23 protein-coding genes are annotated in these 25917 nt (G+C 63.5%); 20 read left to right on the top strand and 3 right to left on the bottom strand.

Translation table 11 applies throughout. The features are described 5' to 3' along the window. The first annotated feature begins 41 nt into the window (after window positions 1-41). The 6 genes from AC3FLX_RS21475 (at window position 42) to AC3FLX_RS21450 (ending at window position 6931) form a co-directional block, all read left to right on the top strand. Window positions 42-1667 (top strand): 3-(methylthio)propionyl-CoA ligase, encoded by a 1626-nt coding sequence (locus tag AC3FLX_RS21475; protein WP_488699337.1) that lies wholly within the window; start codon window positions 42-44, stop codon window positions 1665-1667. Between the two features lie 148 nt (window positions 1668-1815). After that, entirely contained in the window at window positions 1816-3075 is a 1260-nt protein-coding gene (locus tag AC3FLX_RS21470) for a branched-chain amino acid ABC transporter substrate-binding protein (protein WP_488699336.1), read from the top strand. Between the two features lie 108 nt (window positions 3076-3183). Beyond that, complete coding sequence (locus AC3FLX_RS21465) at window positions 3184-4131, top strand: branched-chain amino acid ABC transporter permease (protein WP_488699335.1); 948 nt, start codon at window positions 3184-3186, stop codon at window positions 4129-4131. A 3-nt stretch (window positions 4132-4134) separates the two neighbouring features. Next, window positions 4135-5448, top strand: a complete 1314-nt coding sequence (locus AC3FLX_RS21460) for a branched-chain amino acid ABC transporter permease (protein WP_488699334.1) — start codon at window positions 4135-4137, stop codon at window positions 5446-5448. Continuing rightward, entirely contained in the window at window positions 5445-6221 is a 777-nt protein-coding gene (locus tag AC3FLX_RS21455; RefSeq protein WP_488699333.1) for an ABC transporter ATP-binding protein, read from the top strand. Before AC3FLX_RS21460 ends, AC3FLX_RS21455 begins: the two co-directional genes overlap by 4 nt. Beyond that, complete coding sequence (locus tag AC3FLX_RS21450) at window positions 6218-6931, top strand: ABC transporter ATP-binding protein (protein ID WP_488699332.1); 714 nt, start codon at window positions 6218-6220, stop codon at window positions 6929-6931. Before AC3FLX_RS21455 ends, AC3FLX_RS21450 begins: the two co-directional genes overlap by 4 nt. Window positions 6932-6995: 64 nt before the next feature. Here AC3FLX_RS21450 and AC3FLX_RS21445 read toward each other — a convergent pair whose 3' ends face one another. After that, window positions 6996-8486 (bottom strand): amino acid permease, encoded by a 1491-nt coding sequence (locus tag AC3FLX_RS21445; protein WP_488699331.1) that lies wholly within the window; start codon window positions 8484-8486, stop codon window positions 6996-6998. 518 nt (window positions 8487-9004) lie between these two features. On the opposite strand from AC3FLX_RS21445, the gene AC3FLX_RS21440 reads away from it, so the two are divergent. From AC3FLX_RS21440 to AC3FLX_RS21390, 11 genes are all read left to right on the top strand, one after another. Next, the gene (locus AC3FLX_RS21440; RefSeq protein WP_488699330.1) at window positions 9005-11086 is read left to right on the top strand and encodes a 3-hydroxyacyl-CoA dehydrogenase NAD-binding domain-containing protein; all 2082 of its coding nucleotides are present in this window, start codon (window positions 9005-9007) and stop codon (window positions 11084-11086) included. 34 nt (window positions 11087-11120) lie between these two features. Then, a complete protein-coding gene (gene pncA, locus AC3FLX_RS21435) occupies window positions 11121-11786 on the top strand; it encodes a bifunctional nicotinamidase/pyrazinamidase (protein ID WP_488699329.1) in 666 nt (221 codons plus the stop codon). A 69-nt stretch (window positions 11787-11855) separates the two neighbouring features. Then, window positions 11856-13034, top strand: a complete 1179-nt coding sequence (locus AC3FLX_RS21430; protein WP_488699328.1) for an acetyl-CoA C-acyltransferase — start codon at window positions 11856-11858, stop codon at window positions 13032-13034. Window positions 13035-13238: 204 nt separating this feature from the next. After that, window positions 13239-15098 (top strand): acyl-CoA dehydrogenase, encoded by a 1860-nt coding sequence (locus tag AC3FLX_RS21425; protein ID WP_488699327.1) that lies wholly within the window; start codon window positions 13239-13241, stop codon window positions 15096-15098. Between the two features lie 92 nt (window positions 15099-15190). Continuing rightward, window positions 15191-15973, top strand: coding sequence for an SDR family oxidoreductase (locus AC3FLX_RS21420; RefSeq protein ID WP_488699326.1), 783 nt, complete (start codon window positions 15191-15193; stop codon window positions 15971-15973). A 118-nt stretch (window positions 15974-16091) separates the two neighbouring features. Next, window positions 16092-16523, top strand: coding sequence for a PaaI family thioesterase (locus AC3FLX_RS21415; protein WP_488699325.1), 432 nt, complete (start codon window positions 16092-16094; stop codon window positions 16521-16523). 56 nt (window positions 16524-16579) lie between these two features. After that, complete coding sequence (locus AC3FLX_RS21410) at window positions 16580-17593, top strand: NADP-dependent oxidoreductase (RefSeq protein ID WP_488699324.1); 1014 nt, start codon at window positions 16580-16582, stop codon at window positions 17591-17593. Window positions 17594-17631: 38 nt separating this feature from the next. Then, window positions 17632-18474: a class II aldolase/adducin family protein gene (locus AC3FLX_RS21405; protein ID WP_488699323.1), complete on the top strand. Its 843-nt coding sequence runs from the start codon at window positions 17632-17634 to the stop codon at window positions 18472-18474. 41 nt (window positions 18475-18515) lie between these two features. Then, window positions 18516-19451, top strand: coding sequence for a glutathione S-transferase family protein (locus tag AC3FLX_RS21400; protein WP_488699322.1), 936 nt, complete (start codon window positions 18516-18518; stop codon window positions 19449-19451). A gap of 78 nt (window positions 19452-19529) precedes the next feature. Continuing rightward, a complete protein-coding gene (locus tag AC3FLX_RS21395; RefSeq protein WP_488699321.1) occupies window positions 19530-20432 on the top strand; it encodes an SDR family oxidoreductase in 903 nt (300 codons plus the stop codon). 47 nt (window positions 20433-20479) lie between these two features. Beyond that, the gene (locus tag AC3FLX_RS21390) at window positions 20480-21412 is read left to right on the top strand and encodes an alpha/beta fold hydrolase (RefSeq protein WP_488699388.1); all 933 of its coding nucleotides are present in this window, start codon (window positions 20480-20482) and stop codon (window positions 21410-21412) included. 13 nt (window positions 21413-21425) lie between these two features. Here the strand turns inward: AC3FLX_RS21390 and AC3FLX_RS21385 are convergent, their stop codons facing one another. Next, window positions 21426-21947 (bottom strand): O-acetyl-ADP-ribose deacetylase, encoded by a 522-nt coding sequence (locus AC3FLX_RS21385; RefSeq protein ID WP_488699320.1) that lies wholly within the window; start codon window positions 21945-21947, stop codon window positions 21426-21428. Window positions 21948-22228: 281 nt separating this feature from the next. Between AC3FLX_RS21385 and AC3FLX_RS21380 the strand changes: the two genes are divergently transcribed. From AC3FLX_RS21380 to AC3FLX_RS21370, 3 genes are all read left to right on the top strand, one after another. Beyond that, window positions 22229-23227, top strand: coding sequence for an alpha/beta hydrolase (locus tag AC3FLX_RS21380; RefSeq protein WP_488699319.1), 999 nt, complete (start codon window positions 22229-22231; stop codon window positions 23225-23227). A 112-nt stretch (window positions 23228-23339) separates the two neighbouring features. Next, on the top strand, window positions 23340-24323 hold the full coding sequence (locus AC3FLX_RS21375) for a tripartite tricarboxylate transporter substrate binding protein (RefSeq protein WP_488699318.1): 984 nt from the start codon (window positions 23340-23342) through the stop codon (window positions 24321-24323). A gap of 60 nt (window positions 24324-24383) precedes the next feature. After that, window positions 24384-24821, top strand: a complete 438-nt coding sequence (locus tag AC3FLX_RS21370; RefSeq protein WP_488699317.1) for a YbgC/FadM family acyl-CoA thioesterase — start codon at window positions 24384-24386, stop codon at window positions 24819-24821. Between the two features lie 119 nt (window positions 24822-24940). Here the strand turns inward: AC3FLX_RS21370 and denD are convergent, their stop codons facing one another. Further along, window positions 24941-25912 (bottom strand): D-erythronate dehydrogenase, encoded by a 972-nt coding sequence (denD, locus tag AC3FLX_RS21365; protein ID WP_488699316.1) that lies wholly within the window; start codon window positions 25910-25912, stop codon window positions 24941-24943. Window positions 25913-25917 lie beyond the last annotated feature (5 nt).

Here is a 25917-nt window from a genome sequence, read left to right as displayed (position 1 = left end):
GAACGGTTGTTCGTTTTCTTCCGAACCAAGGAGACCGTTTCATGGCATTGATGGGTCAAATGATGAGCGCGCCGCTGCTCATTTCCTCCATCATCAGGCACGCTGCGCGCTACTACGGCAGCACCGAAATCGTCTCACGGCGAACTGAAGGCGACCTCCATCGATATACCTATCGCGAGTGCGAGCTGCGTGCCCGTAAGGTGGCGCAGGCGCTCGAGGCGCTGGACGTGGAGCAGGGCGATCGCGTGGGCACGCTGGCCTGGAATGGCTACCGGCACCTGGAGGTCTACTATGGCGTGTCGGGCATGGGTGCCGTCTGCCATACGATCAATCCGCGCCTGTTCCCGGAACAGATCGCCTATATCGTCAATCACGCCGAAGACCGCTTCATCTTCTTTGATGCCACGTTCCTGCCGCTGGTGGAAGGCGTGGCGCCACACTGCCCGAACGTGAAGGGCTGGATCATGATGTCCGACCGCGCCCATATGCCGGCGGAATCGAAGGTCGACCTGCTCTGCTACGAGGATCTGATCGACGCCCACGATGGCGAGTACGAATGGCCGGAACTCGACGAGAACCAGGCGTCGAGCCTTTGCTATACGTCCGGCACCACCGGGAATCCCAAGGGCGCGCTGTATTCGCACCGGTCGACGGTGTTGCATTCGTACGCATCGGCGCTGCCGGACGCGCTGGGCTGCTCGGCCAAGGACGTGATCCTGCCCGTGGTGCCGATGTTCCACGTCAACGCCTGGGGCCTGCCTTACTCGGTGCCGCTGGTCGGTGCCAAGCTGGTATTTCCGGGCGCCAAGCTCGACGGCGCGTCGCTCTACGAACTGTTCGAGCAGGAAGGCGTGACGTTCTCGGCGGGCGTGCCGACCGTGTGGCTGGGACTGCTGCAGTACGTGCAATCGAACAAGCTCAGGTTCTCGACGTTCCGCCGCACCGTGATCGGCGGTTCGGCCGCGCCGCCGGCGATGATCCGCGCGCTGGAATCGCTCGACGTGGAGGTGATCCATGCCTGGGGCATGACCGAGATGTCGCCGCTGGGTACGTCGTGCAAGCTGCTGGCGCGCCACAAGGACCTGCCCGAGGATGCGCGGCACAAGATCCTGGAAAAGCAGGGCCGCGTGATCTACGGCGTCGACATGAAGATCGTCGACGGCGAGGGCCAGGAACTGCCGTGGGACGGCAAGGCGTTCGGCGACCTGCTGGTACGTGGCCCGTGGGTCATCGACCATTACTACCGCAATGACAACAACCCGCTGGTGGATGGCTGGTTCCCGACCGGCGACGTGGCCACGATCGACGAAGAGGGCTACATGCAGATCACGGACCGCAGCAAGGACGTGATCAAGTCGGGCGGCGAATGGATTTCGTCGATCGATGTCGAGAACGTGGCCGCGGCCCATCCGGCCGTGCACATGGCCGCCTGCATCTCGGCGTACCACCCCAAATGGGACGAGCGCCCGCTGCTCGTGGTGGTCAAGCGCCCCAATATGGATGTCACGCGCGAGGAACTGCTCGGCTTCTTCGAAGGCAAGGTCGCCAAGTGGTGGATTCCCGACGATGTGGCGTTCGTCACCGAAATCCCGCTGACCGCGACGGGCAAGATGCAGAAGCTCAAGCTGCGCGAGCAGTTCAAGGATTACAAGCTGCCCAGCGCCTGAGGCATCCACGCCTCGGGCATCGAATGTCCGGCAAGGTGGCAGGCATTTGCGGTGTCCCCCACGGGGACAAACGCAGACGCGGCCGCGCGCGCGTGGAGGGCGCGGGCGGCCGTCAATCGCCAACGACAACAAAGTGAAGGAGACAGGTATGACGAGGTTGCGTCCGCTGGTAAAAGGTGTGGCTGCAGTTGTTGCTCTGGGTTCCGCGCTGGCATCGGGTATGGCGGCGGCCGAAACGGTGAAGATCGCCTTTATCGATCCGTTGTCGGGGCTGATGGCCCCGGTGGGCCAGAACCAGCTCAAGAGCTGGCAGTACGTGGCTGACGTGGCCAACCAGAAGGGTTGGGGCGGCGCGCACAAGTTTGAAGTGGTGGGCTTCGATAACAAGCTGAGCCCGCAGGAAAGCCTGACCATCCTCAAGCAGGTGGTCGACCAGAATATCCGCTATATCGTGCAGGGCAACGGCTCGTCGGTGGGCCTGGCGCTGGAAGATGCGGTGGCCAAGCACAACGAGCGCAATCCGGGCAAGGAGATCGTCTACCTGAACTACGCGGCCGTGGACCCGGACATGACGAACAGCAAATGCAGCTACTGGCATTTCCGGCTGGACGCCAACTCGGATATGAAGATGGAGGCCCTGACGACGTATCTGGCCAAGGATACCAACGTCAAGAAGGTCTACCTGATCAATCAGAACTACTCGTTCGGGCACCAGGTGGCGCGCGCCGCCAAGGACTACCTGAAGCGCAAGCGGCCAGACATCCAGATCGTCGGTGAAGACCTGCACCCGCTGGCGCAGGTCAAGGATTTTGCCCCGTATGCGGCCAAGATCAAGGCGTCGGGTGCCGATACCGTGATCACGGGCAACTGGGGCAGCGACCTGGCCCTGCTGATCAAGGCGGGCAAGGACGCCGGCCTGCCGGTCAACTATTACACCTACTACGCGGGCACGACCGGCGTGCCCACGGCGATGGGCGCGGCGGGCGCCGAGCACGTCAAGTACGTGGGCTACTACAACCCGAATAATCCGACGTTCCGGGGCGCGGATATCGTCGAGGGCTACAAGAAGAAGTACAACGACGACTTCTATGTGATGGCGTCTTACACGGGCGTTGCCATGCTGGCCAAGGCCATCAAGGACAGTGGATCGACCGATCCGGTCAAGGTGGCCAAGGCGATGGAAGGCATCAAGGTGGAGAGCATGAACGGCACCGTGGAGATGCGTAACTCCGACCATCAGGCCCAGCAACCGCTGGTGGTGGCCACCTGGACGAAGGTCAACGGCAAGGACGTCAAGTACGACCAGGAAAACACCGGTTACGGGTGGAAGACCAACGCGACGCTGGACCAGTTCGTGGCGGCGCAACCCACGTCGTGCCAGATGAAGCGGCCCGGCAGCGGCGGCTGATCGGCCGGCTGGACGTGGGATGGGGTTCCCCGTGGCGCGGGAACCCCTGACAATATGGCTTTTGTCGGGTTACGTTCCGGCTCCGGGAACCGGCCCTGAGGACTCGCCGTGGAATTCTTCGTCATCTCGCTATTGAACGGCGTCAGCTATGGGCTGCTGCTGTTCATGCTGTCATCGGGGCTCACGCTGATCTTCAGCATGATGGGCGTGCTCAATTTTGCCCACGCCAGCTTCTACATGCTGGGCGCCTACTTTGCCTACACCATCGCTACCAAGGTCGGCTTCTGGCCGGCACTGATCCTGGCGCCGCTGCTGGTGGCGGGTGCCGGTGCGCTGGTGGAACGCTTCGGGCTGCGCGCCGTCCACAAGTACGGCCACGTGGCGGAGCTGCTGTTCACGTTCGGACTGGCCTACCTGATCGAGGAAGGCGTCAAGCTGGTCTGGGGCCTGGCTGCCGTGCCTTACCGCATCCCGGCCGAACTGGACGGGCCATTGTTCACGGTGTTCACGTCGTCCTTTCCCAAATACCGCGCCTTCATGATGCTGGTGTCGCTGGGCATGCTGGTGGCGATCTACCTGGTACTGACGCGCACGCGCATCGGCCTCGTGATCCAGGCCGCGCTGACTCATCCCGAAATGGTCGAGGCACTGGGCCACAACGTGCCGCGCGTTTTCATGATGGTGTTCGGCGGCGGCGCGGCGCTGGCAGGGCTGGCCGGTGTGATCGGTGGCAATGCCTTCGTCACCGAGCCTTCGATGGCGGCCGCCGTGGGGTCGATCGTCTTCGTTGTGGCGGTGGTGGGCGGCATGGGTTCTCTGGTCGGGGCGTTTATCGCCTCGATCCTGATTGGCGTGCTGCAGACGTTCGCGGTGACCATCGATGCATCGCTGGCGGGCCTGTTCGGCAGCTTTGGCGTGGCCGTCAGCGACGCAACGCCCCTCAGTTCGGTATGGAAACTCACCGTGGCCCAGGTGGCGCCGGTGATGCCTTACCTGCTGCTGGTGGTCATGCTGATATTCCGCCCGCGCGGGCTCATGGGCACCCGGGAGAGCTGAGCGATGGAGTCGACGACGATGGAACAAAGCTCCAATCCGGTGGTGACGGGGCGCACGCTGCGGTACCGTCCGCTGAACCTGGCGCGCTGGATCATCTGGAGCATCACGGCGCTGCTGATGCTGGTGATGCCGCTGCTTTTCACCGGGGGTTTCGCGGTGACGCTGATGTCGCAGATGGGCATCATGATCATCTTCGCGCTCTCCTACAACATGCTGCTGGGCCAGACTGGCATGCTCTCGTTCGGGCACGCCGTGTATTCGGGGCTGGGCGCCTTCATCGCCGTGCACGTCCTGAACATGATCGGGGCTGGCAAGGTCTGGCTGCCCGTGTCGATGCTGCCGCTGGTGGGCGGCCTGGCCGGGGCGTTCTTTGGCGTGCTGTTCGGTTACGTCACAACCAAGAAGTCCGGCACCACCTTTGCGATGATCACGATGGGTATCGGCGAGATGGTCTTTGCCAGTTCGCTGATGTTTCCCGATTTCTTTGGCGGTGAGGGCGGCATCTCCACCAACCGCGTGGCCGGTGATCCGTTCCTGGGCATCACGTTCGGCCCGGGTCGCCAGGTCTACTACCTGATCGCGATCTGGTGCTTTCTGTCGATGGTGGCCATGTACGCCTGGACGCAGACGCCGCTGGGCCGCATCGCCAACGCGGTGCGGGACAATCCCGAGCGCGTGGAATTCATCGGCTACAACACGCAGCGTGTGCGCTACCTGGTGCTGATCCTGTCGGCATTCTTCGCTGGCATTGCGGGTGCGCTGTCCGCCATCAACTTCGAGATCGTCTCGGCCGAGAATGTCAGTGCGGTTCGATCTGGCGGCGTGCTGCTGGCCGCGTTCATCGGGGGCGCGGGGGTGTTCTTTGGCCCCGTGATCGGCGCCATCGTTTTCACGCTGTTTGCCGTGGCGCTGTCGGACCTGACCAAGGCCTGGCTGCTCTATCTGGGTCTGTTCTTCGTGATGATGGTGATGTTCGTGCCCGGCGGCATTGCGAGTCTGTTGCTGATGCAACTGCCGCTGGTGGCGAAGAAGAAATTCGGGCGCATGGTGCCGTCGTACTCGCAGGCGGGCGTGGCGGGCCTGGTGTTGCTGGCTGCAATGATCCTGACGGTGGAAATGGTCTACAAGGTGCAGGTCGACAGCGCCAACGGCACGGCGATGACGTTGCTCGGCATCGGCTTCGATGCGGGAACCTTGCCGCCGTGGATCGTGGCGGCGGCGCTATGGGCGCTGGGCTATGCGGCATGGCGCTGGGCCACGACGAAGGTGCGCGCGGAGCTGGACGCCATTCAGGCGGAAACGGGAGGCCAGGCATGACTGCCGCACTCGAACTTTCGGACGTTCGCAAGCGTTTCGGGCAAACCGAGATCATCCGTGGCGTCACGCTGACCATCGGCAAGGGCGAGCGTCACGCACTGATCGGACCCAACGGTGCCGGCAAGTCCACCACGTTCAACCTGATCTCGGGACGCTTCGCGCCAACCTCGGGCACGGTAAAGCTGAATGGTGAGAGCATCGCAGGATTGCGGCCATTCGAGATCAATCGCATGGGGCTGTCGCGCAGCTTCCAGATCACCAACATCTTTCACCGGCTGTCGGTATTCGAGAATCTGCGCTGTGCGGTGCTCTGGTCTCTGGGGTACAAGTATTCGTTCTGGCACCGGCTCTCGGCGCTGCGCGATGCGAAGGAGCGCGCGGACGAGGTGCTGGAGCTGATCGGCATGCAGCACCGCCGCAACACGCAGGCGGGCCTGCTGACGTACGCCGAGCAGCGCGCGCTGGAGATCGGCATCACCATCGCCGGCGGCGCCGAGGTGATTCTGCTCGACGAGCCCACCGCGGGCATGAGCCGCTCGGAGTCCGACCATGCCGTGGAACTGATCCGCAAGGTGACGGTGGGCAAGACGCTGGTCATGGTGGAGCACGACATGAGCGTGGTATTCGGCCTGGCCGACCGTATCTCGGTGCTGGTCTACGGCGAGGTGATCGCCACGGACACGCCCGAGGCCATCCGCAACAACCGCCGTGTCAAGGAAGCCTATCTTGGCACCACGCTTGACGAACCCGAGATGGCAGGAGCCCACGAATGAGCAAGCCCATGCTGGAAGTTGCCGGCCTGCATGCGTACTACGGCAAGAGCCACATCCTGCACGGTGTGGATGCCCATATCGACGAAGGCGAGATCGTGGCGCTGCTCGGGCGCAATGGCGTGGGGCGTTCGACGATGGCCAAGGCGATCCTGGGCATGGTCAAGGCCGAGGGATCGGTGCGCTTCCGTGGCGACGAAATCCTGGGGCGCCGCACTTTCGAGATCGCGCACGCGGGTATCGGCTATGTGCCGGAAAACCGCGACATCTTCCCCACGCTGACCGTCCGCCAGAACCTGCTGCTGGGCGAGAAGCGCAATCCGCGCCAACAAAAACCGCGCTGGAGCGTGGAGGACATGTACGCCATGTTCCCGCGCCTCAAGGAGCGCGAGAACACGTCGGCCGGCGTGCTCTCGGGTGGCGAGCAGCAGATGCTGACGCTGTGCCGCACGCTGATGGGCGACCCGGACCTGATCCTGATCGACGAACCGACCGAGGGCCTGGCGCCAATGATCGTGACGCTGGTCGGCGACTTCCTGAAGACGCTCAAGGCGCGTGGCGTGTCGGTGCTGCTGATCGAACAGAAGCTGGCCATTGCGCTGGATATCTCACAGCGCGTCTATGTGATGGGGCATGGCCACATCGTGTTCGAAGGCACGCCGACGGAACTGAAGGCGAATGCGCAGATTCGGAAGGAATGGCTGGAGGTCTGATGCGGCCTGCGATTTCTCTCCGCGTGTGTTCACACGTCCCTACGGTAGCCTGCGCGCATTCCGCTTATTTCTTCTTCACGATCTCGAAAGGCATGTCCTCGTAGGCGATGATTCGCGTCTTGCGCACCAGCCGATAGCCCAGCCAGAGGACCAGGAATACTGGCACGCCGATATACGTGGCCAGTATTTCCTGCCAACGCCCCGGAATGTCGGCAAAGGCCTGGTAGTTCTGGCCGGCCACGATCACCAGGCAGAGCACGCCGGCAAAGATCGGGCCAAACGGATAGAGCGGCGATCGATAAGAAAGGTCGGTGACCTTGTGGCCTTGCGCGATCAGCCCCTTGCGAAAGCGGTAGTGGCTGATTGCAATGCCAAACCATGCGAAAAAGCCGGTCATGGCCGAGGTGTTCAGCAGCCACAGGTAAAGCGCCTTGTCGCCAAACAGCGAACTGAAGAAACACAACGCGCCGATGGCCGTGGTGACGAGCAGCGCATTGAATGGCACGCCGCCGGCAGTCAGCCTGGCGAATGCCCGCGGGGCGCGGCCGCTCACGGCCAGGCCATAGAGAATGCGCGTGGACACGTACATGCTCGACGTGCCGGCCGATAGCAGCGCGGTCAGGATCACCGCGTTCATCAGTCCCGCGGCCAGTGCCAGTCCGGCATGGCGGAACACCAGTGCGAACGGGCTGACACCGACGTCGGTCACGTCGTTGCGCAACAGATTGGGATCGGTATAGGGAATCAGTACGCCGATGATCAGGATGGCCAGCACGTAGAACAGCAGGATGCGCCAGAACGTCTGACGAATGGCGCGAGGAATCGTGCGTGACGGGTCGGTGGCCTCACCGGCGGCAACGCCGACTGTCTCGGTGCCCAGGAACGAAAATCCCGCGATCATCGCTACCGCGAACATGCCGGGCAAACCGCCGACGAACGGCGCCTCACCTGCCGTGAAATTGTGCCAGCCGGACTGCGGGCCGCCCTTGAGGATGCCGGCGATCATCAGCACGCCAACAACCAGGAAGATGATCACGGTAACGATCTTGATCAGTGCGAACCAGTATTCGGCTTCACCGAAGCCACGTACCGAGAACGCATTGAGCGCGAACATCAGGGCCAGGAAGCCGGCGCTCCAGTAGATGCCCGGCACGCCAGGGAACCAGTACTGCATGACAAGCTGGGCGGCGGTCAACTCCACGGCGATCGTCACCGCCAGGCTGAACCAGTAGTTCCAGCCCAGGGCAAAACCGAAGCCTTCTTCCACGTAGAGCGCGCTATAGGTAACGAACGAACCGGCCACCGGCATGTGCACGGCGAGTTCGCCCAGGCTCGTCATCAGGCAATAGACCATCAGCCCGATCAGGCAATACGCCAGCAGCGCGCCACCAGGCCCGGACTGCGCAATCGACGCACCCGAGGCGACAAACAGGCCGGTGCCGATGGCGCCGCCGAGCGCGATCATGGTCAGATGGCGCGCCTTGAGCTTGCGGTGCAGGTCGTCGTGCTCGACAGCCGGGTGTTGGTGCTGGGCAGGAGGTCGTTGGGAGGACATCAGGTTGGCTGGGTTGGTTGGGAAAGTCGCCTGCCTGCAGCCTCGTGAGCGGAAGCGTGGGCGCCGTCCCGAAAAACGAAAAGGCGCGAGTCTACAGGCTCTTGTCCGGCCGATTGGAGTCCGGCGTCAAACATTTTCGTTTGCGATGGAGGATTCGTCTTTCGGGTGTATTTGGCGCCACAATTCACGACATTCCTTCCTTTTTCCTACGGGTTCCCCCTGAGGGTTTCAGTCTCGCCGCAGGATCAACATGAACGCCGGAAAGGGCCGCCATAAAGCCCGCGCATGGCGCCGCGCGCGCGGCCCAAAATTGAAATTGAACGACCGTGCTATTTTGTGTATGCTTGTTTCGCTTTCGAGCCGGAAGGCTTGTGGCACAAGGGATTGCGGGCCAACACCAGCAGGCGCCGGAGTCCTTGCGGTACCAGAGCAATAACTGCATTCGAGAATTCGAATCCCGAGACAACCCATGAGCCCCTAGAAAGAACGAAGGGCTCACAGCTACCAAAGGAACGCGTATGACAGCGCAGTATCAGGTACAGGACGGCGTAGCCGTTATCACGCTCGACAATCCCCCCGTCAACGGGCTCGGTCACAGCACCCGCCTTGGCATCGTCGAGGGTTTGACCCGTGCGCTGGACGATGCCGCCGTCAAGGCCGTCGTCATTACCGGTGCCGGCAAGGCGTTCTCGGGCGGCGCCGACATCCGTGAATTCAACACCCCAAAGGCCACGCAGGAGCCGACGCTGCATTCGGTGATCCGCGCGCTGGAAGCGTCGACCAAGCCGGTCGTGGCCGCCATCCACTCCGTCGCGATGGGCGGCGGTCTGGAACTGGCCCTGGGCTGTAACTACCGCGTGGCTGCCAAGGGCGCGCAGATTGCACTGCCCGAAGTGAAGCTGGGCCTGCTGCCCGGCGCCGGTGGCACGCAGCGCCTGCCGCGCCTGATCGGCCTGGAGCATGCGCTGAACATGATCGTGACCGGCACGGCCATTCCCTCCGAAAAGTTCGCCGGTTCGAAGCTGTTCGATGAGATCGTCGATGGCGACGTCCTGCCCGCCGCCGTCAAGTTCGCGCAGAACGTGAGCGCGGCACCCGGACCGTACCCGAAGGTGCGCGACCTGAAGGTGCGCCATGAAAATGCCGAAGGTTTCCTGGCTTTCGCCAAGAACACCGTGGCCGCCGTGGCCAAGAACTTCCCGGCACCGTCGAAGTGCGTGGAAGCCGTGGCAGCGTCGCTGAAGCCGTTCGAACAGGGCCTCAAGGAAGAGCGCGAAGGCTTCATGTACCTGGTGGGTACCCCGGAATCGCGCGCGCTGCGTCATGCATTCTTTGGCGAGCGTGCCGCCAGCAAGATTCCCGATGTATCCAGCGATACCCCGATCCGCAAGATCGAAAAAGTTGCCGTGATCGGCGCCGGCACGATGGGCGGCGGCATCACGATGAACTTCCTGAACGCCGGCATCCCCGTCACGATGCTGGAAACGAAGCAGGAAGCGCTGGATCGCGGCGTGGCCACGATTCGCAAGAACTACGAGAACAGCGCCAAGAAGGGCAAGCTCACGCAGGAAAAGGTCGAGCAGCGCATGGGGCTGCTGACCACCACGCTGTCCTATGACGATATCAAGAACGCGGACATGGTCATCGAGGCCGTGTTCGAGGAAATGGGCGTCAAGGAAATCGTGTTCAAGAAGCTGGACGAAGTGATGAAGGACGGCGCGATCCTGGCCTCCAACACGTCCACGCTCGACGTGAACAAGATTGCCTCGTTCACCAAGCGTCCGCAGGACGTGGTCGGCATGCACTTCTTCAGCCCGGCCAACGTGATGAAGCTGCTGGAAGTGGTGCGCGGCGAAAAGACCGCCAAGGATGTGCTGGCCACCGTCATGCAGATCGGCAAGAAGATCAAGAAGACGGCCGTCGTGTCGGGCGTCTGCGATGGCTTCATCGGCAACCGCATGATCGAGCAGTACAGCCGCCAGGCCGGTTACCTGCTGGATGAAGGCGCGCTGCCCGAACAGGTGGATCGCGCCATCGAGAAGTTTGGCTTTGCGATGGGTCCGTTCCGCATGGGCGATCTGGCCGGTAACGACATCGGCTGGGCCATCCGCAAGCGCCGCGCCGTGGACAAGCCGGACATCCAGTACTCCAAGACCGCCGACAAGCTGTGCGAACTGGGCCGCTTTGGCCAGAAGACCGGCGCCGGCTGGTACGACTACAAGGCGGGCGACCGCAAGCCGTACCCGAACCAGCAGGTCAACGACATGATCGTCGAGCACTCGAAGGAGCTCGGCATCACGCGCCGCAAGATTTCCGACGAGGAGATCGTCGAGCGCCTGGTGTTCGCACTCGTCAATGAAGGCGCGAAGATCCTGCAAGAGGGTATTGCCTCGAAAGCCTCGGACATCGACATGGTCTACCTGACCGGCTACGGCTTCCCGCTGTTCCGCGGCGGCCCGATGCTGTACGCAGACCAGGTTGGCCTGTTCAACGTGGCACAGGCGATGAAGCGCTACGCCAAGGGTTATCACGGCGAAGCCTGGGCCGTGGCCCCGCTGCTGCAGAAGCTGGCCGACGAGGGCAAGGGCTTCAACGGCTGAGACACGACGACCTGAATCGACAGGATAGGGAATCATGGCCTACGGCGCGCAGGACTGCCTGCTGGTGATCGACGTGCAGAACGACTTCATGCCCGGTGGCGCGCTTGCCGTGCCGCAGGGCGACGAAGTCGTGCCCGTGATCAACCGGTTGGCGGCGGCATTCGAGCACGTGGTGCTGACGCAGGACTGGCATCCCGCCGGTCATGCGTCATTTGCCACGAGCCATGCCGGCCGCGCGCCGTTCCAGACCACCACGCTGCCGTACGGCGAGCAGGTGCTGTGGCCCGACCATTGTGTGCAGGACACGCCGGGCGCCGCGCTGCATGCGGACCTGCATGTCCCGCATGCGCGGCTGCTGATCCGCAAGGGTCACCATGCCGGGGTGGACAGCTACAGCGCCTTCCTGGAAGCCGATCGCACGACGAAGACCGGGCTGGGCGGCTACCTGCGCGAGCAGGGCGTTCGGCGCGTGGTCTGCGTCGGGCTGGCGACGGACTACTGCGTGGCCTGGAGCGCGCTCGATGCGCGCGCGGCGGGCTTCGAGGCGGTGGTCGTGGAAGACGCCTGCCGGGCGATCGACCTGGACGGCTCGCTGGCGCTTGCGTGGCAGGACCTGGCTGCGGCCGGCGTCCAGCGCACGACGTCCGCGGCGTTGCTGGCCGGTGGCGTGGACCACAACCCCTGGCTTCCTGAATCCTGACGCTTCACGTCGACATACCGAATATTTCTCGCAAATTTGCAGAGACACCAAGATACCGAGGAGCAACACATGAACGAGGCAGTCATCGTATCCACGGCCCGCACCGGGCTGGCCAAGAGCTGGAAGGGCGCTTTCAACATGACCCACGGCGCCACGCTGGGTGGTCACGCCGTCCAGCACGCCATTGCCCGCGCCAAGATCGAGGCCGGTGAAGTGGAAGACGTGCTGATGGGCTGTGCCAACCCCGAAGGCGCCACCGGTGCCAATATCGCGCGCCAGATCGCCCTGCGTGCCGGCTGTCCGGTAACCGTGCCCGGCGCCACCGTGAACCGCTTCTGCTCGTCGGGCCTGCAGACCATCGCAATGGCCGCGCAGCGCGTGATCGCCGACGAAGGCGACATCTTCGTGGCCGGCGGCGTGGAATCCATCTCCTGCGTGCAGCAGGAAATGAACCGCCACATGATCCAGGAAAGCTGGCTGAACAAGAACAAGCCGGAAATCTACTGGAGCATGCTGCAAACCGCCGAGAACGTGGCCAAGCGCTACAACATCTCGAAGGAGCGCCAGGACGAATACGGCGTGCAGAGCCAGTTGCGTGCCGCCGCCGCGCTGGAAGCCGGCAAGTTCAAGGACGAGATCGTGCCGATCACGGTGCTCGCTGGCGTGGCTGACAAGGCCACGGGTCAGCTGATGACCAAGGAAGTCACGATCGATGCCGACGAAGGCATCCGCGCCGACACGACGCTGGAAGGCGTGTCGAAGATTCGCACCGCCATGCCGGGCGGCGTGATTACGGCCGGCAATGCGTCGCAGTTCTCGGACGGCGCATCGGCAGCCGTGGTGATGAATGCCCGCGTGGCGGCCGCCAAGGGCCTGCAGCCGCTGGGCGTGTTCCGTGGCTTTGCCGTGGCCGGCTGCGAGCCCGATGAAATGGGTATCGGCCCGGTGTTCGCGGTGCCGAAGCTGTTGAAGAAGACGGGCCTGAAGGTCGAGGATATCGGCCTGTGGGAGCTGAACGAGGCGTTCGCGGTACAGGTGCTGTACTGCGCCGACAAGCTCGGCATCCCGATGGATCGCCTGAACGTCAACGGTGGTGCCATCGCCGTGGGTCACCCGTACGGCGTGTCCGGTGCCCGCCTGGTCGGCCATGCGCTGATCGAAGGCAAGCGCCGTGGCGTGAAGTACGTCGTCGTGACGATGTGCATCGGCGGCGGCCAGGGTGCCGCCGGCCTGTTCGAGGTGCTGTAAGGCGTCTTGGGCGCATGTTGTTTCCCCTCTCCCATGTAACGGGATAGGGGCGGCGGAGAGGGCGGCGCGTCAGGTTGCTATGTTGCGGCTGGCGTTGCATTCCCTCTCCACCAACCCCCTCTCCCGTTCGCGCGAGAGGGGAGCTTTCCATCGCATATCGAAGGCCACGCGTGCCCTTCGTTTCAGCCCGGAGCCTCGTATTCCATGTCGCTGATTCTTTCCCGTCGTGATCTCAACTTCGTCCTGTACGAATGGCTCAAGGCCGAGACGCTGACGCAGATTCCCCGTTTTGCAGACCACTCGCGCGAAACCTTCGACGCCGCGCTCGATACCTGCGAAAAAATCGCCACGGACCTGTTCGCACCGCACAACAAGAAGAGCGATGCCAACGAGCCGCATTTCGATGGCGAGACTGTCACGATCATCCCGGAGGTCAAGGCCGCGCTCAAGGCGTTCTGCGAAGCCGGCCTGATGGCCGCCGGGCAGGACTACGAGTACGGCGGCATGCAGTTGCCGGTCACGCTCGAAAAAGCCGCATTCGCCTATTTCAAGGCCGCCAACGTCGGGACGAGTTCCTATCCGTTCCTGACGATCGGCAATTCGAACCTGCTGATGACGCACGGCACGCCGGCGCAGATCGACACCTTCGTACGTCCCGAACTGGAGGGGCGATTCTTCGGCACGATGTGCCTGTCGGAGCCGCAGGCCGGATCGTCGCTGTCCGACATCACCACGCGCGCCGACTACGAGGGCGAATCGCCACTGGGCCAGCAATACCGGTTGCGCGGCAACAAGATGTGGATTTCGGCCGGCGAGCACGAGCTGTCGGAGAACATCGTCCACCTGGTGCTCGCCAAGATTCCGGGGCCCGATGGAAAACTGATTCCGGGCGTCAAGGGTATCTCGCTGTTTATCGTTCCGAAGTACCTGGTGAACGACGACGGTTCGCGTGGCGAGCACAACGACGTGGTGCTGGCTGGCCTGAATCACAAGATGGGCTATCGCGGCACCACCAACTGCCTGCTGAATTTCGGCGAAGGCATGAAGCACAAGCCGCGCGGCAAGGCTGGCGCCATCGGCTATCTGGTTGGCGAGCCGCACAAGGGCCTGGCCTGCATGTTCCACATGATGAACGAAGCGCGTATTGGCGTGGGACTGGGCGCCGTGGCGCTCGGTTACACGGGATACCTGCACGCGCTCGACTACGCGCGCAATCGTCCGCAGGGGCGCCCGGTCGGGCCGCAGGGCAAGGACCCGGCCAGCCCGCAGGTCAAGCTGGTGGAACATGCCGATGTGCGCCGCATGCTGCTGGCGCAGAAGAGCTATGTCGAAGGCGGTCTGGCGCTGAATCTGTACTGCGCCCGGCTGGTCGACGACGAACACGCCGCCAAGAGTGCTGGCGAGACGGAAAATCAGCGCGAGCTGTCGCTACTGCTCGACATCCTCACGCCGATCGCCAAGAGCTGGCCATCGCAATGGTGCCTGGAAGCCAACAATCTGGCCATTCAGGTACATGGCGGCTACGGCTACACGCGCGAGTACAACGTGGAGCAGTTCTACCGCGACAACCGCCTGAACCCGATCCACGAAGGCACGCACGGCATCCAGGGGCTGGACCTGCTGGGCCGCAAGGTCGTGATGCAGGACGGCGCCGCCTTCCAGCTGCTCGGCAAGCGCGTGCAGGCCACGTGCGAGCGAGCTGCCGCCAACGGCGACAAGGCGCTGGCGGAGCAGGCCGGTGCGCTGGGCGCCGCAGTCGCCCGACTGGCTGAAGTCACGCGCAAGCTGTGGTCGGCGGGCGATCCGAACGTGACGCTGGCCAATGCATCGATCTATCTCGAAGCGTTCGGCCATGTCGTCGTCTCGTGGATCTGGCTGGAGCAGGCGCTGGTGGCGCAAGCCGCGCTGGCCGGCGCGGCGGGTGAGGATGCCGATTTCTATCGCGGCAAGCTCGCGGCGGCGGCGTACTTCTTCCGATTCGAGTTGCCGAAGGTGTATCCGCAGCTCGACCTGCTTGCGTCGCTGGACCGTACGACGCTGGATATGCAGGACGCCTGGTTCTAATCCGCGACCCGCCATGAACGAGCCAGGCCAGAAGCGCTTTGCTTCGTTCTTGGCGGGATGCGGAAATGCAGAATAAAGAAACGGAGACAAACATGAAAACCATCCAGCAATTGTTCGACCTCAAGGGCCGCACGGCACTGATTACGGGCGGCTCGCGTGGGCTGGGTCTGCAGATTGCCGAGGCACTGGGCGAGCAGGGCGCGCGAATCGTGCTGTCGGCACGCAAGGCCGACGAACTGCAGTCGGCGCAGGCCCACCTGAAGGCGCGCGGCATCGACGCCGACTGGATTGCCGCCGACGGCTCGCGCGATGACGAGATTGCCCGACTGGCCGACGAAGCGCTTGCCAAGCTCGGCCATGTCGACATCCTGGTCAACAACGCGGGTGCCACGTGGGGCGCGCCGGCCGAGGATCATCCCATCGAAGCCTGGGACAAGGTGATGAACCTCAATATCCGTGGGCTGTTTCTGCTGTCGCAGAAGATCGGCAAGTTGTCGATGATCCCGCGCCGCTATGGTCGCATCATTAACGTGGCCTCGATCGCCGGCCTGGGCGGCAATCCGCCGGGATCGATGGAAACGATTGCCTACAACACGTCGAAGGGTGCGGTGATCAACTTCACGCGTACGCTGGCTGGCGAATGGGGCGAACACAACATTACCGTCAACGCGCTGGCCCCGGGTTTCTTCCCGTCGAAGATGACCAAGGGTTCGCTCGACCGCCTTGGCGTGGACAAGATGTGCGAGGGCGTGCCGTTGCACCGTCTGGGCGACGACGAGGATCTGAAGGGCGCCGCGCTGTTGTTCGCGTCGGATGCCGGCAAGCACATCACCGGCCAGGTGCTGGCGGTGGACGGGGGTGTCAGCGCGGTTTAAGTCGGCTTAGGTCGGTGTAAGTCGCGCCAGGTTTGCTCCCGTTACCCGCGGAGACGGAAGGGAGCGGACCGGACCAGGCGCATAATCCAGGCCGAAGGTTTTTCCTATTGCCCCCAACATGACCCAACGCCAACTCACGATACCGTTTCTCGCCGACCTCGGCGTGCTGTGCAACTACATGGAAGGCGGCCGCAGCGAGATCGAGCTCGATCTCCAGCAGCGTCACCAGAACAGTTGGGACATGGCGCACGGCGGCGTCATCATGACGCTGCTCGACGTGGCGATGGCCATCGCCGGCCGATCGTCCGATGCCGAAGGCCGCGGCGTGGTCACCATCGAAATGAAGACCAGTTTCATGGCCCCGGGGCGCGGCAAGCTGACCGCGCGCGGCCAGACCGTGCATCGCACGTCGACGATGGTGTTCTGCGAAGGCGAAATCGTCGACGCCGACGGCAAGATCGTGTCGAAGGCATCCGGCACATTCAAGTACATCAAGCGCATGCCGCCCAAGCGGGATACCGGCGCGGCGGATTCGGGCGCCGACGGTTGATCCCGTCGCGCCAGCCGTTCTCCTTTCACCACGCAAAACAAGCGAAGGAACCGAATATGTCGAAGCAAACCTACAAGCGCATCGTCCTGGCCTCGCGCCCCACGGCAGCCGTCACGCCCGATAACTTCCGGCTGGAAGAGGTAGCGGTGCCCGATCTGGCGGACGGCCAGGTGATGGTGCGCAACCATTACCTGTCGCTGGACCCGTACATGCGCGGCCGCATGAGCGAAAGCAAGTCGTACGCCGATCCCCAGCCTCTGGGCGAAGTGATGATCGGCGGCACCGTGGGCGAAGTCATCGCCAGCAAGAACCCGAAATGGAACGTCGGCGACAAGGTCGTCGGCATGTTTGGCTGGCAGGAAATTGGCGTGACGGACGGTAGCGGCATGCAGAAGGTCGACACCACGCATATCCCGCTGTCGGCCTATCTTGGCTCGGTTGGCATGCCGGGCGTGACGGCATGGTATGGCCTGAACAAGATCATCGGCCCGAAGGCGGGGGAGACGATCGTCGTCAGCGCCGCCTCGGGCGCGGTCGGCAGCGTGGTTGGCCAGCTCGCCAAGCTGGCTGGCTGCTACGTGGTGGGCGTGGCCGGTGGCAAGGACAAGTGCGACTACGTGACCAACGAACTGGGCTTTGATGCCTGCGTGGACTACAAGGCCGCCAAGGATGCCAAGGAACTGTACGCGATGGTCAAGGCCGTGACGCCGAAGGGCATCGATGGCTACTTCGAAAACGTCGGTGGCGATATCCTCGATGTGGTGCTGTCCCGCCTGAACCCGTTCGCGCGCATCGCCGTCTGCGGCCTGATCGCCGGTTACGACGGCCAGGACATGCCGATCCGCAACCCGCGCGCCATCCTGGTGTCGCGCTGCAAGATCGAGGGCTTCATCGTTTCCGAGCACATGGACGTCTGGCCGCAGGCGCTCAAGGAACTGGGCGGCTATGTGGCACAGCGCAAGCTCAAGTTCCGCGAGAGCATTGCCGAGGGCCTGGCCAGCGCGCCGGAAGCCTTCATTGGCCTGCTGAAGGGCAAGAACTTCGGCAAGCAGCTCGTGAAGATGGCCTGACCGGTAATCCATCCCCACAAAAAAACAGGAGACAGCCAATGAACGCCCCGCAAACCGCCGCTGACAAGGATGACATCGCGGCGGGCCTGTCCGAGGAGGTCAAGGCCCGCTACCGCAACCTGCCGCGTCCGCCGAAGTTCGATACGCCGGCACAGGAGCGGCTTCATCGCAAGCAGCGGCTGGCTGCGGCGTTCCGGCTGTTCTCGAAGTTCGGTTTTGATGAAGGCGTGGCCGGCCATATCACCGCCCGCGATCCCGAATTTACGGACACGTTCTGGGTCAATCCGTTCGGTGTCCACTTCAGCCAGGTCAAGGCCTCGAACCTGATTCGCTGCGACCACCACGGCAACGTCGTGGAGGGTGACTATCCGGTCAACGCCGCCGCCTTCGCGATTCATTCGCGCGTGCACCAGACGCGCGAAGATGCCGTGGCGGCCGCGCACTCGCACAGCACCTATGGCCGCGCATGGTCCACGCTGGGCCGCAAGCTCGACCCGCTGACGCAGGATGTCTGCGCGTTCTACAACGATCATGCGCTGTATGACGACTTTGGCGGCGTGGTGGTGGAACTCGACGAAGGCCAGCGCATTGCCAACGCACTGGGTCAGAACAAGGCAGCGATCCTCCAGAATCATGGGCTGCTGACGGTAGGCAAGACCGTGGACGAGGCCGCGTGGTGGTTCATCACGATGGAACGGTCGTGCCAGGTGCAGATCCTGGCCGAATCGGCGGCCGCCCGTACCGGCCAGGCGCCCAAGCTGATTGGCGACGCGGCGGCCCGCCAGGCCTATTCGATTGTGGGAACGGCCCAGGCCGGCTGGTTCCAGTTCCAGCCGTTATACGCACGAATTGTTAAAGAACAGCCGGATCTGCTCGATTAAGAAGGGGTCGAAAACCAAAAATCCCTTTTTGAAAGGCCAAGATGCCAGACATCATCCTTCATCAATATGCAACGTCGCCGTTCTCGGAGAAAGTTCGGCTAGTGCTGGGCGCCAAGGGCTTGTCCTGGTGCGCGGTGGAAATTCCGCCGATCATGCCCAAGCCCGACGTCACCGCGCTGACTGGCGGCTACCGCCGTACCCCGGTCATGCAGATCGGCGCGGATATCTATTGCGATACGGCGCTGATCTGCGCGGTGCTGGACAAGATGGTGCCGAATCCGCCGTTGTATCCGGCCGCCCAGGCAGCGCAGTCGCGCATCATGGCCGCGTGGATCGACAGTGCGCTGTTCACGGCCACGGTCACCTATGCCATGCAGCCGGCGGGCGTGCAGTCGATGTTGGCGCATCTGTCGCCGGGCCAGATCCAGGCCTTCATGGCCGACCGCAAGGCCATGCGTGGCGATACGAACGCGCTGCGCATGCCGCTGCCCGAAGCCGCGGCCATGCTGCATGAAACGTTCGCGCAACTGCAGGAGCAGTTCTCGACCGGCGTGCAGCATGTGGCTGGCCCGGAACTGTCGATTGCCGATTTCTCGTTGTTCCATTGCATCTGGTTTATCCGTCGCGCACCGGCCTTGGCCGCGCTGCTGGACGGCTATCCGCTGGTCAAGACGTGGTTTGCGCGCATGCAGGCCTACGGGCACGGCAAGCTCCGGGTGATTCCTTCGGAATCGGCGATTGCCGATGCCTACGATCACGATCCGGTCCAGCATGACCCGACGATCTTGCCCGGTGCCGGCTTTGCGGCTGGCGACGCGGTAACCGTGACGCCTACCGACTACGCGAAAGATCCTGTTGCCGGCGTGCTGCTGACACTGACTGAGCATGTGGTGACCATTCGCCGGCAGGACATGCGCGCAGGGGCGGTCAACGTGCACTTTCCGCGTCAGAACTATCACGTGCAGGCAGCGGGCTGAACTGCCGAACGTTATCCGCGCTCCCGCATGCGGGAGCGTGAGACACACAGACAAGATCCGAAAACGGAGGAGACAACCATGAAGCAGTTCGAAGGCAAGGTGGCCGTCATTACCGGTGGCGCATCGGGATTCGGCAAGGAATTCGCGCGGATTGGTGCCCAGCTGGGCATGAAGCTCGTGCTGGCCGATGTCCAGGAAGACGCGCTCGACACGGCGGTGGCCGAATTCAAGGGGCAGGGCGCCCAGGTCATCGGATTGCGTGCGGATGTATCGAAAGCCGAGGAGGTTCAAGCACTGGCCGATGCGGCGATGACCGCTTTCGGCGAAGTCAATCTCGTCTTCAACAACGCCGGCGTGGGCGCCGGTGGCCTGCTCTGGGAAAACACCGAGAAAGACTGGGAGTGGGTGCTGGGCGTCAACCTGTATGGCGTGATTCACGGCGTGCGCATTTTCACGCCGCTGATGCTGGAATCTGCCAAGAAAGATCCGACGTTCCAGGGCCATATCGTCAATACGGCATCGATGGCCGGCCTGCTGAATCCGCCGGCGATGGGCGTCTACAACGTTTCCAAGCACGCAGTGGTATCGCTGACCGAGACGCTTTACCAGGATCTGAGTCTGGTCACCGAACAGGTGCGCTGCTCGGTGCTGTGCCCGTACTTCGTGCCGACCGGCATCAGCCAGTCGCACCGCAACCGCCCGGCCGGGCTGACCAACGAAGCGCCGCCGACGCGCTCGCAGATGGTGTCGCAGGCGTTGTCCGACAAGGCAGTCAATTCGGGCAAGGTCACGGCGGCCGATGTGGCACAGCTGACGTTCGACGCTATTCGTGACGAAAACTTCTATATTTATTCCCACCCGCAGGCGCTGGCCACGGTGCGGCACCGCATGGAGGACATCGTCAACCAGCGCAATCCTGGCGATCCGTTTGGCGACAAGCCCGAAGTTCGGGCCAGCCTGGTTGCCGCGTTGCGCGGCTGACCTGGCCACTTTCTTGCATCGTCGACCGGGAGACTGTGATGGCAGAGATGGAGACCATGATGACCGCACCCGCCGTGATTCACCACCTGCAGTTCGCCAACCTGCCCAACGGCACGCGGCTGCATTACGGCAGTGCGGGAGAACCGGGCAAACCGCTGATTCTGTTCGTGCACGGTTTTCCGGAGTTCTGGTTCGCGTGGGAGCGCCAGCTTGCTGAATTCGGCCAGACCCATTTTGCGGTGGCGCCCGATCTGCGCGGCTTCAATCTGTCGAGCAAGCCCGCCGGGGCGGAGGCCTACAAGCCCAAGCTGCTCGTCGAAGACCTCGTGCAGTTCATCCGGGTGCTTGGCTATGACCGTTGCGTGATCGTGGCGCACGATTGGGGCGGGGCGGTCTGCTGGAATCTGGCCGCGCAGTTTCCCGACCTGATCGAGCGCTTTGTCATCATCAACTCTCCGCATCCGTACCTGTTCGCGCGAGCGCTGTCGGCGGACCCCGCCCAGCAGCAGGCATCGGCCTATATGAACTGGCTGCGCAAGCCCGGCGCCGAACAGGCGCTGGCCGCGAACGACTTCGCGCTGCTGGAGAAGATGCTGACCGGCGAGGCGGGCAGCCTCCCGGCGTGGTTCAACGGCGAAACGCGGGCGAAGTACCACGCGGCATGGTCGGAGCCGGGCGACGAAGGCTCGCATCCGCTGACCGGCGGCGTCAATTATTACCGCGCCACGCCGATGCATCCGCCGGCCACTGGCGAGACCGCGCCCGATATCTCGCGGCTCGATCCGGCCATGTTCGTGATCCGTGTGCCTACGCTGGTGATCTGGGGCGAGAATGACCGCGCGTTGCCGAAGTCGCTGGTCAACGGGCTGGAAGAATTCGTGCCCGACCTTCGGCTGGAGCGGATTCCCGAGGGTACGCACTGGATCATCCACGAGCAGCCCGAGCGGATCAACATGCTGATCCGCAGCGCGCTGCCGTGATGCCCGTCCGGTCCTAGTGCAGGCGTGCTCGATAGAGCTTGAAGTTTTCGTCGTCAAAGCAGACGAACGTCACCTGTTCGATCGAAGGCGCCTTGGCCAGCGCCTCGCGTACGGCTGCGATGGCGATATCGACGGCCCGTTCGCGCGGAAATCCGTACACGCCCGTGCTGATATTGGGGAATGCCAGGGTGCGCAGGTTGTGATCGGCCGCGAGGCGGATGCTGTTGCGATAGGCGCTGGCCAGTAGTGCGTCCTCGTTCTTTGCGCCGCCGTGCCAGACGGGACCCACGGCATGGATGACGTACGGAGCCGGCAGCAGGCCGCCCGTGGTGATGACCGCTTCGCCGGTCGGGCAGCCGCCTTGCGCGTCGCGGATGGCCCGGCACGCCGTCATGATGGCCGGTCCGCCCGCGCCGTGAATGGCGCCATCCACACCGCCACCGCCCAGCAGCCCGCTGTTGGCGGCATTAACGATTGCATCGACTTCCATCCGCGTGATATCCCCGTGCACAACCTGAAAGTGTTCGCCAGTCATGGTGTCTCCTGATTTGAAGGGGCTGCCGGTGCCGCAGGTGTCATTCGACGTGCGGCATCCCCTCCAGCATAGGCTGCAAACGTGCTGTTGGCAGCATGGCCGGTGATCGCGCAAAAGGTGTAGCAGGGGCGATGTTGAGGGTTATTTTGTACTGCTGGCCGTTGCAATTGCTGGCATGATTCGGAAATCGAACGACCGTTCACAATTTGCATCACTGAACCTGGTGTGCCCCCGTCCGGTATCGGTCTAACATGACCGGTTGTCCGGTTTCGATCGTCCATATGTCCGCCCAGCCTTCTCAGTCCGTTCATGGCTTGCCCGTACAGCCGCTCGACCCGCAGGTCGCGCAGCTGCTGGAGCTGATTGCGCGGGCCAAACGTCCGGCCATCCACACGATGGAGCCGGCGGACGCCAAGATCGGCTACGAAAAAAGTGCGCCGATTCTGGATCTGTCGCCGGCGACGGTGCACGGCGTCGAGGATTTCACGGTCGCGGCGCGTGATGGTTTCGGTATTCCGGTGCGGCTTTATGCGCCGCGCGCCGCCAGTTGGGCTGACCCATTGCCGCTGCTGGTCTACTTCCACGGTGGCGGATTCACGGTCGGCAGCATCAATTCGCACGATTCGCTGTGCCGCGTGTTCTGCAACGGCGCCGATTGCCTGGTGCTTTCGGTCGACTACCGGCTTGGCCCCGAGTGGAAGTTTCCCACCGCGGCCGACGATGCATTCGACGTGCTGCATTGGGTTTTCGACGAGGCGGCCCGTCTGGGCGCGGACCCGGCTCGCATTGCGCTCGGCGGCGATAGCGCCGGCGGCACGCTGGCGGCGGCCTGTGCGATTGAAGCGCGCAATGCGGCCCTGGCGCCGGTTCTGCAGATGCTGATCTATCCAGGCACCAGTGCCCGCCAGGACACGCCATCGCACCGCGCGCTGGCCGATGGTTATCTGCTGACGGCCGGGATGATCGACTGGTTCTTTTCGCAGTATCTGGACGAAGCATCGAGCCGCGACGACTGGCGCTTTGCGCCGCTCGACGGTGGCGGGCAGGGGGCCGATGTCCGTGGCGTTTGCCCGGCCTGGATCGCCGTCGCCGGCTATGACCCAATGCACGACGAGGGCGTGGCCTATGCCGGCAAGCTGCAGGCATCGGGTGTCACGGCGACGCTGGCCGACTACCCGACGATGATTCACGATTTCTTCAAGATGGGACGCTTTATCCAGGCGGTGGCTGGCGCGCATGCCGATGCCGTCGCTGCCCTGCGGGGAGCCTTCCAGACGTAGCACAGGATTTTCGGCCTGACCTCTCCCATAACAACCGGGGCGGGCCTGCAACTGTTTCACGGTTTATCGAAGTCGCAACAGTGCATTTTTGCAGCAGAAGGAGACAACACTCATGCAACGCCGCCACTTTATGGCCCAGGTGGGCCTGCTCGCCGCTTCGGCCGCTTTCGGACTGGCCGCCATGCCGGTCCACGCCCAGGCGGACAAATTTCCGAACCGCCCGATTCGCCTGATCATCGGCTACACGGCCGGCGGTTCCACCGACATTCCGTTCCGCGTGCTCGCGGAGAATGCCTCGAAGATCCTGGGCCAGCCCGTGATCGTCGAAAACAAGCCTGGTGCCGGCGGCGTGCTGCCCGCCCAGCTGATGCAGTCCACCCCACCGGACGGCTATACGCTGGCCCAGGTGGCCATGCCCGTGTACCGCCTGCCGTACACCACCAAGATCAACTGGGACCCGGTCAAGGACCTGAGCTACATCATCAACCTGGCCGGGTATTCGTTCGGCCTGGTGGTGCCGGCCGATTCCCCGATCAAGACGATGCAGGACTACATCGCCTACGCCAAGGCCAATCCGGGCAAGCTGACCTACGGATCGCCGGGGTCGATGACCACGCTGCACCTGACGATGGAAGATCTGGCCATGCGCCAGGGCGTGCAGTTCTCGCACATTCCGTACAAGGGCAATTCGGAATCGATGCAGGCTCTGCTGGGCGGCCACGTGATGTCGGTGGCCGATACGCCGGCGTGGGCCCAGTATGTGGAATCGGGCAAGCTGCGTCTGCTGTCCACGTGGGGCGACAAGCGCTCGGCGCGCTTCCCGAACGTGCCGACGCTGAAGGAGCTTGGCATGGGCATCGTGCAGACCTCGCCGTTTGGCCTGGTGGCGCCCAAGGGCACCGATCCCGCAATCGTCAAGAAGCTGCATGACGCGTTCAAGCAGGCGATGGAAATGCCGAACTACCGCGAATCGCTGGCCAAGTTCGACATGGAGCCGTACTACATGGGCAGCAGCCAGTACGCGGCCTTTGCGGCGGACACGGTCAAGCGCGAGCGCGCGATCATCGAGAAGCTGGGGCTGAACAAGCCGCAGTAAGCGCGTTGAACGAGCGGGGCGTTCCTTCGGAAGCGCCCCGTTTTTTTATTGGGGAACCGGATGGCAAAAGAGGAATTCCGCCACAGCATGCCGCTGCGCGTACGCTGGGCCGAAGTCGATCCGCAGTCGATCGTCTTCAACGCGCACTACCTGACGTACTGCGATATCTGCGTGACCGAGTACTGGAGAGCGGTAGGCATCCGCTATCCCGAAGACGTGCTGCACGCGCATGGCGTGGACATCTTCGTGGTCAAGTCCACGCTCGAATACCATGCCTCGGCGCGCTTCGACGACATGCTGGATATCCGCGGCCGCATGGCGCGGCTGGGTCGGTCCAGCATGCTGTTCCGCGTGGAGATGTATCGCGGCGACGAACACCTGATTACCGGGGAGATCGTCTACGTGTGCGCGGACCCGAAGACGCAGAAATCGGCGGCGATCCCCGCGCAGGTACGCGAAACGATCGATGCGTGGGAAGTGGTGAAGCCGGCCGCTTGATGCGCGTGATGAGGGTTTGAAAGCGCTTTGCCCTCTCCCCCGACCCCTCTCCCGCATAGCGGGAGAGGGGCCGGGGGAGAGGGCAGGCGCCGTTCAACAGCGTAACCGCACAACCAAAGTCAAAGCGCGATGCCCGCATCCTCCGCATAAGCGCGGATCACGGAATCAAAATCCGCGTCGCTGACAAAGCCAAGTTCCAGCGCGCGGGACGGATTCCATGCTGCCGGCCACGTGCCGACGATCTTCTCGATGCGCTCCTCGCGCTCCCATGTCACGCGGTCTGCCACCGCATCGCCGGCCACGCGGCGCAGGGCTTCCACCATCTGGGCCGCCGTCACCGACAGCCCTGGCAGGTTCACCACGCGACGGTTGCCAAAGCGCGCGCCGGAGAGTTCGAGACCATTGACCAGCGCCTGGATCGCGCCGCGCGGCGACAGCAGCCACAGCGCGGTATCCGGGTGAACCGGGCAATTGGCAGCCACGCCCGACAGCGGTTCGCGGATGATGCCGCTCGCAAACGACGATGCGGCAGCATTGGGCTTGCCCGGGCGCACGCTGATCGTCGGCAGGCGCAGCACGCGGCCATCGACAAAACCCTTGCGGCTGTAGTCCGACAACAGCAGCTCGCCGATGGCTTTCTGCGCGCCGTAAGACGATTGCGGATTCAGCGCGGTATCGTCCTGCACCACCGGCGGCAGCTCGCCGCCATAGACGGCCACCGAGCTCGTGAACACCACGCGCGGCGCGTGGCCGAGCTGGCGGCAGGTTTCCAGCAGCGCATGCGAGGCATCCAGGTTCACGCGCATGCCCAGGTCGAAATCGGCCTCGGCCTGTCCGCTGACCACGGCGGCCAGGTGGAAGATCGCGCCGGTGTCGCGGTCGATTGCCTGCGCCAGCACGGCGGGGTCGGACAGGTCGCCCGTCACCACGCGCACGCGGGCATCGTCGATCTGCGGGGCCACCACGTCCAGCAGCGTCAGTTTGTCGATGGTGACGGCCTTGCCGTCCAGGTTCAGCGTCCCGCGCTTGAGCAGGAAGCGGGCCAGTTGCAGGCCCAGGAAACCGGCGCCGCCGGTAATCAGTACGTTCATGGTTG

Source organism: Cupriavidus sp. 291-E7, from assembly GCF_057798835.1.
This window is presented reverse-complemented; position numbering and strand designations above follow the sequence as displayed.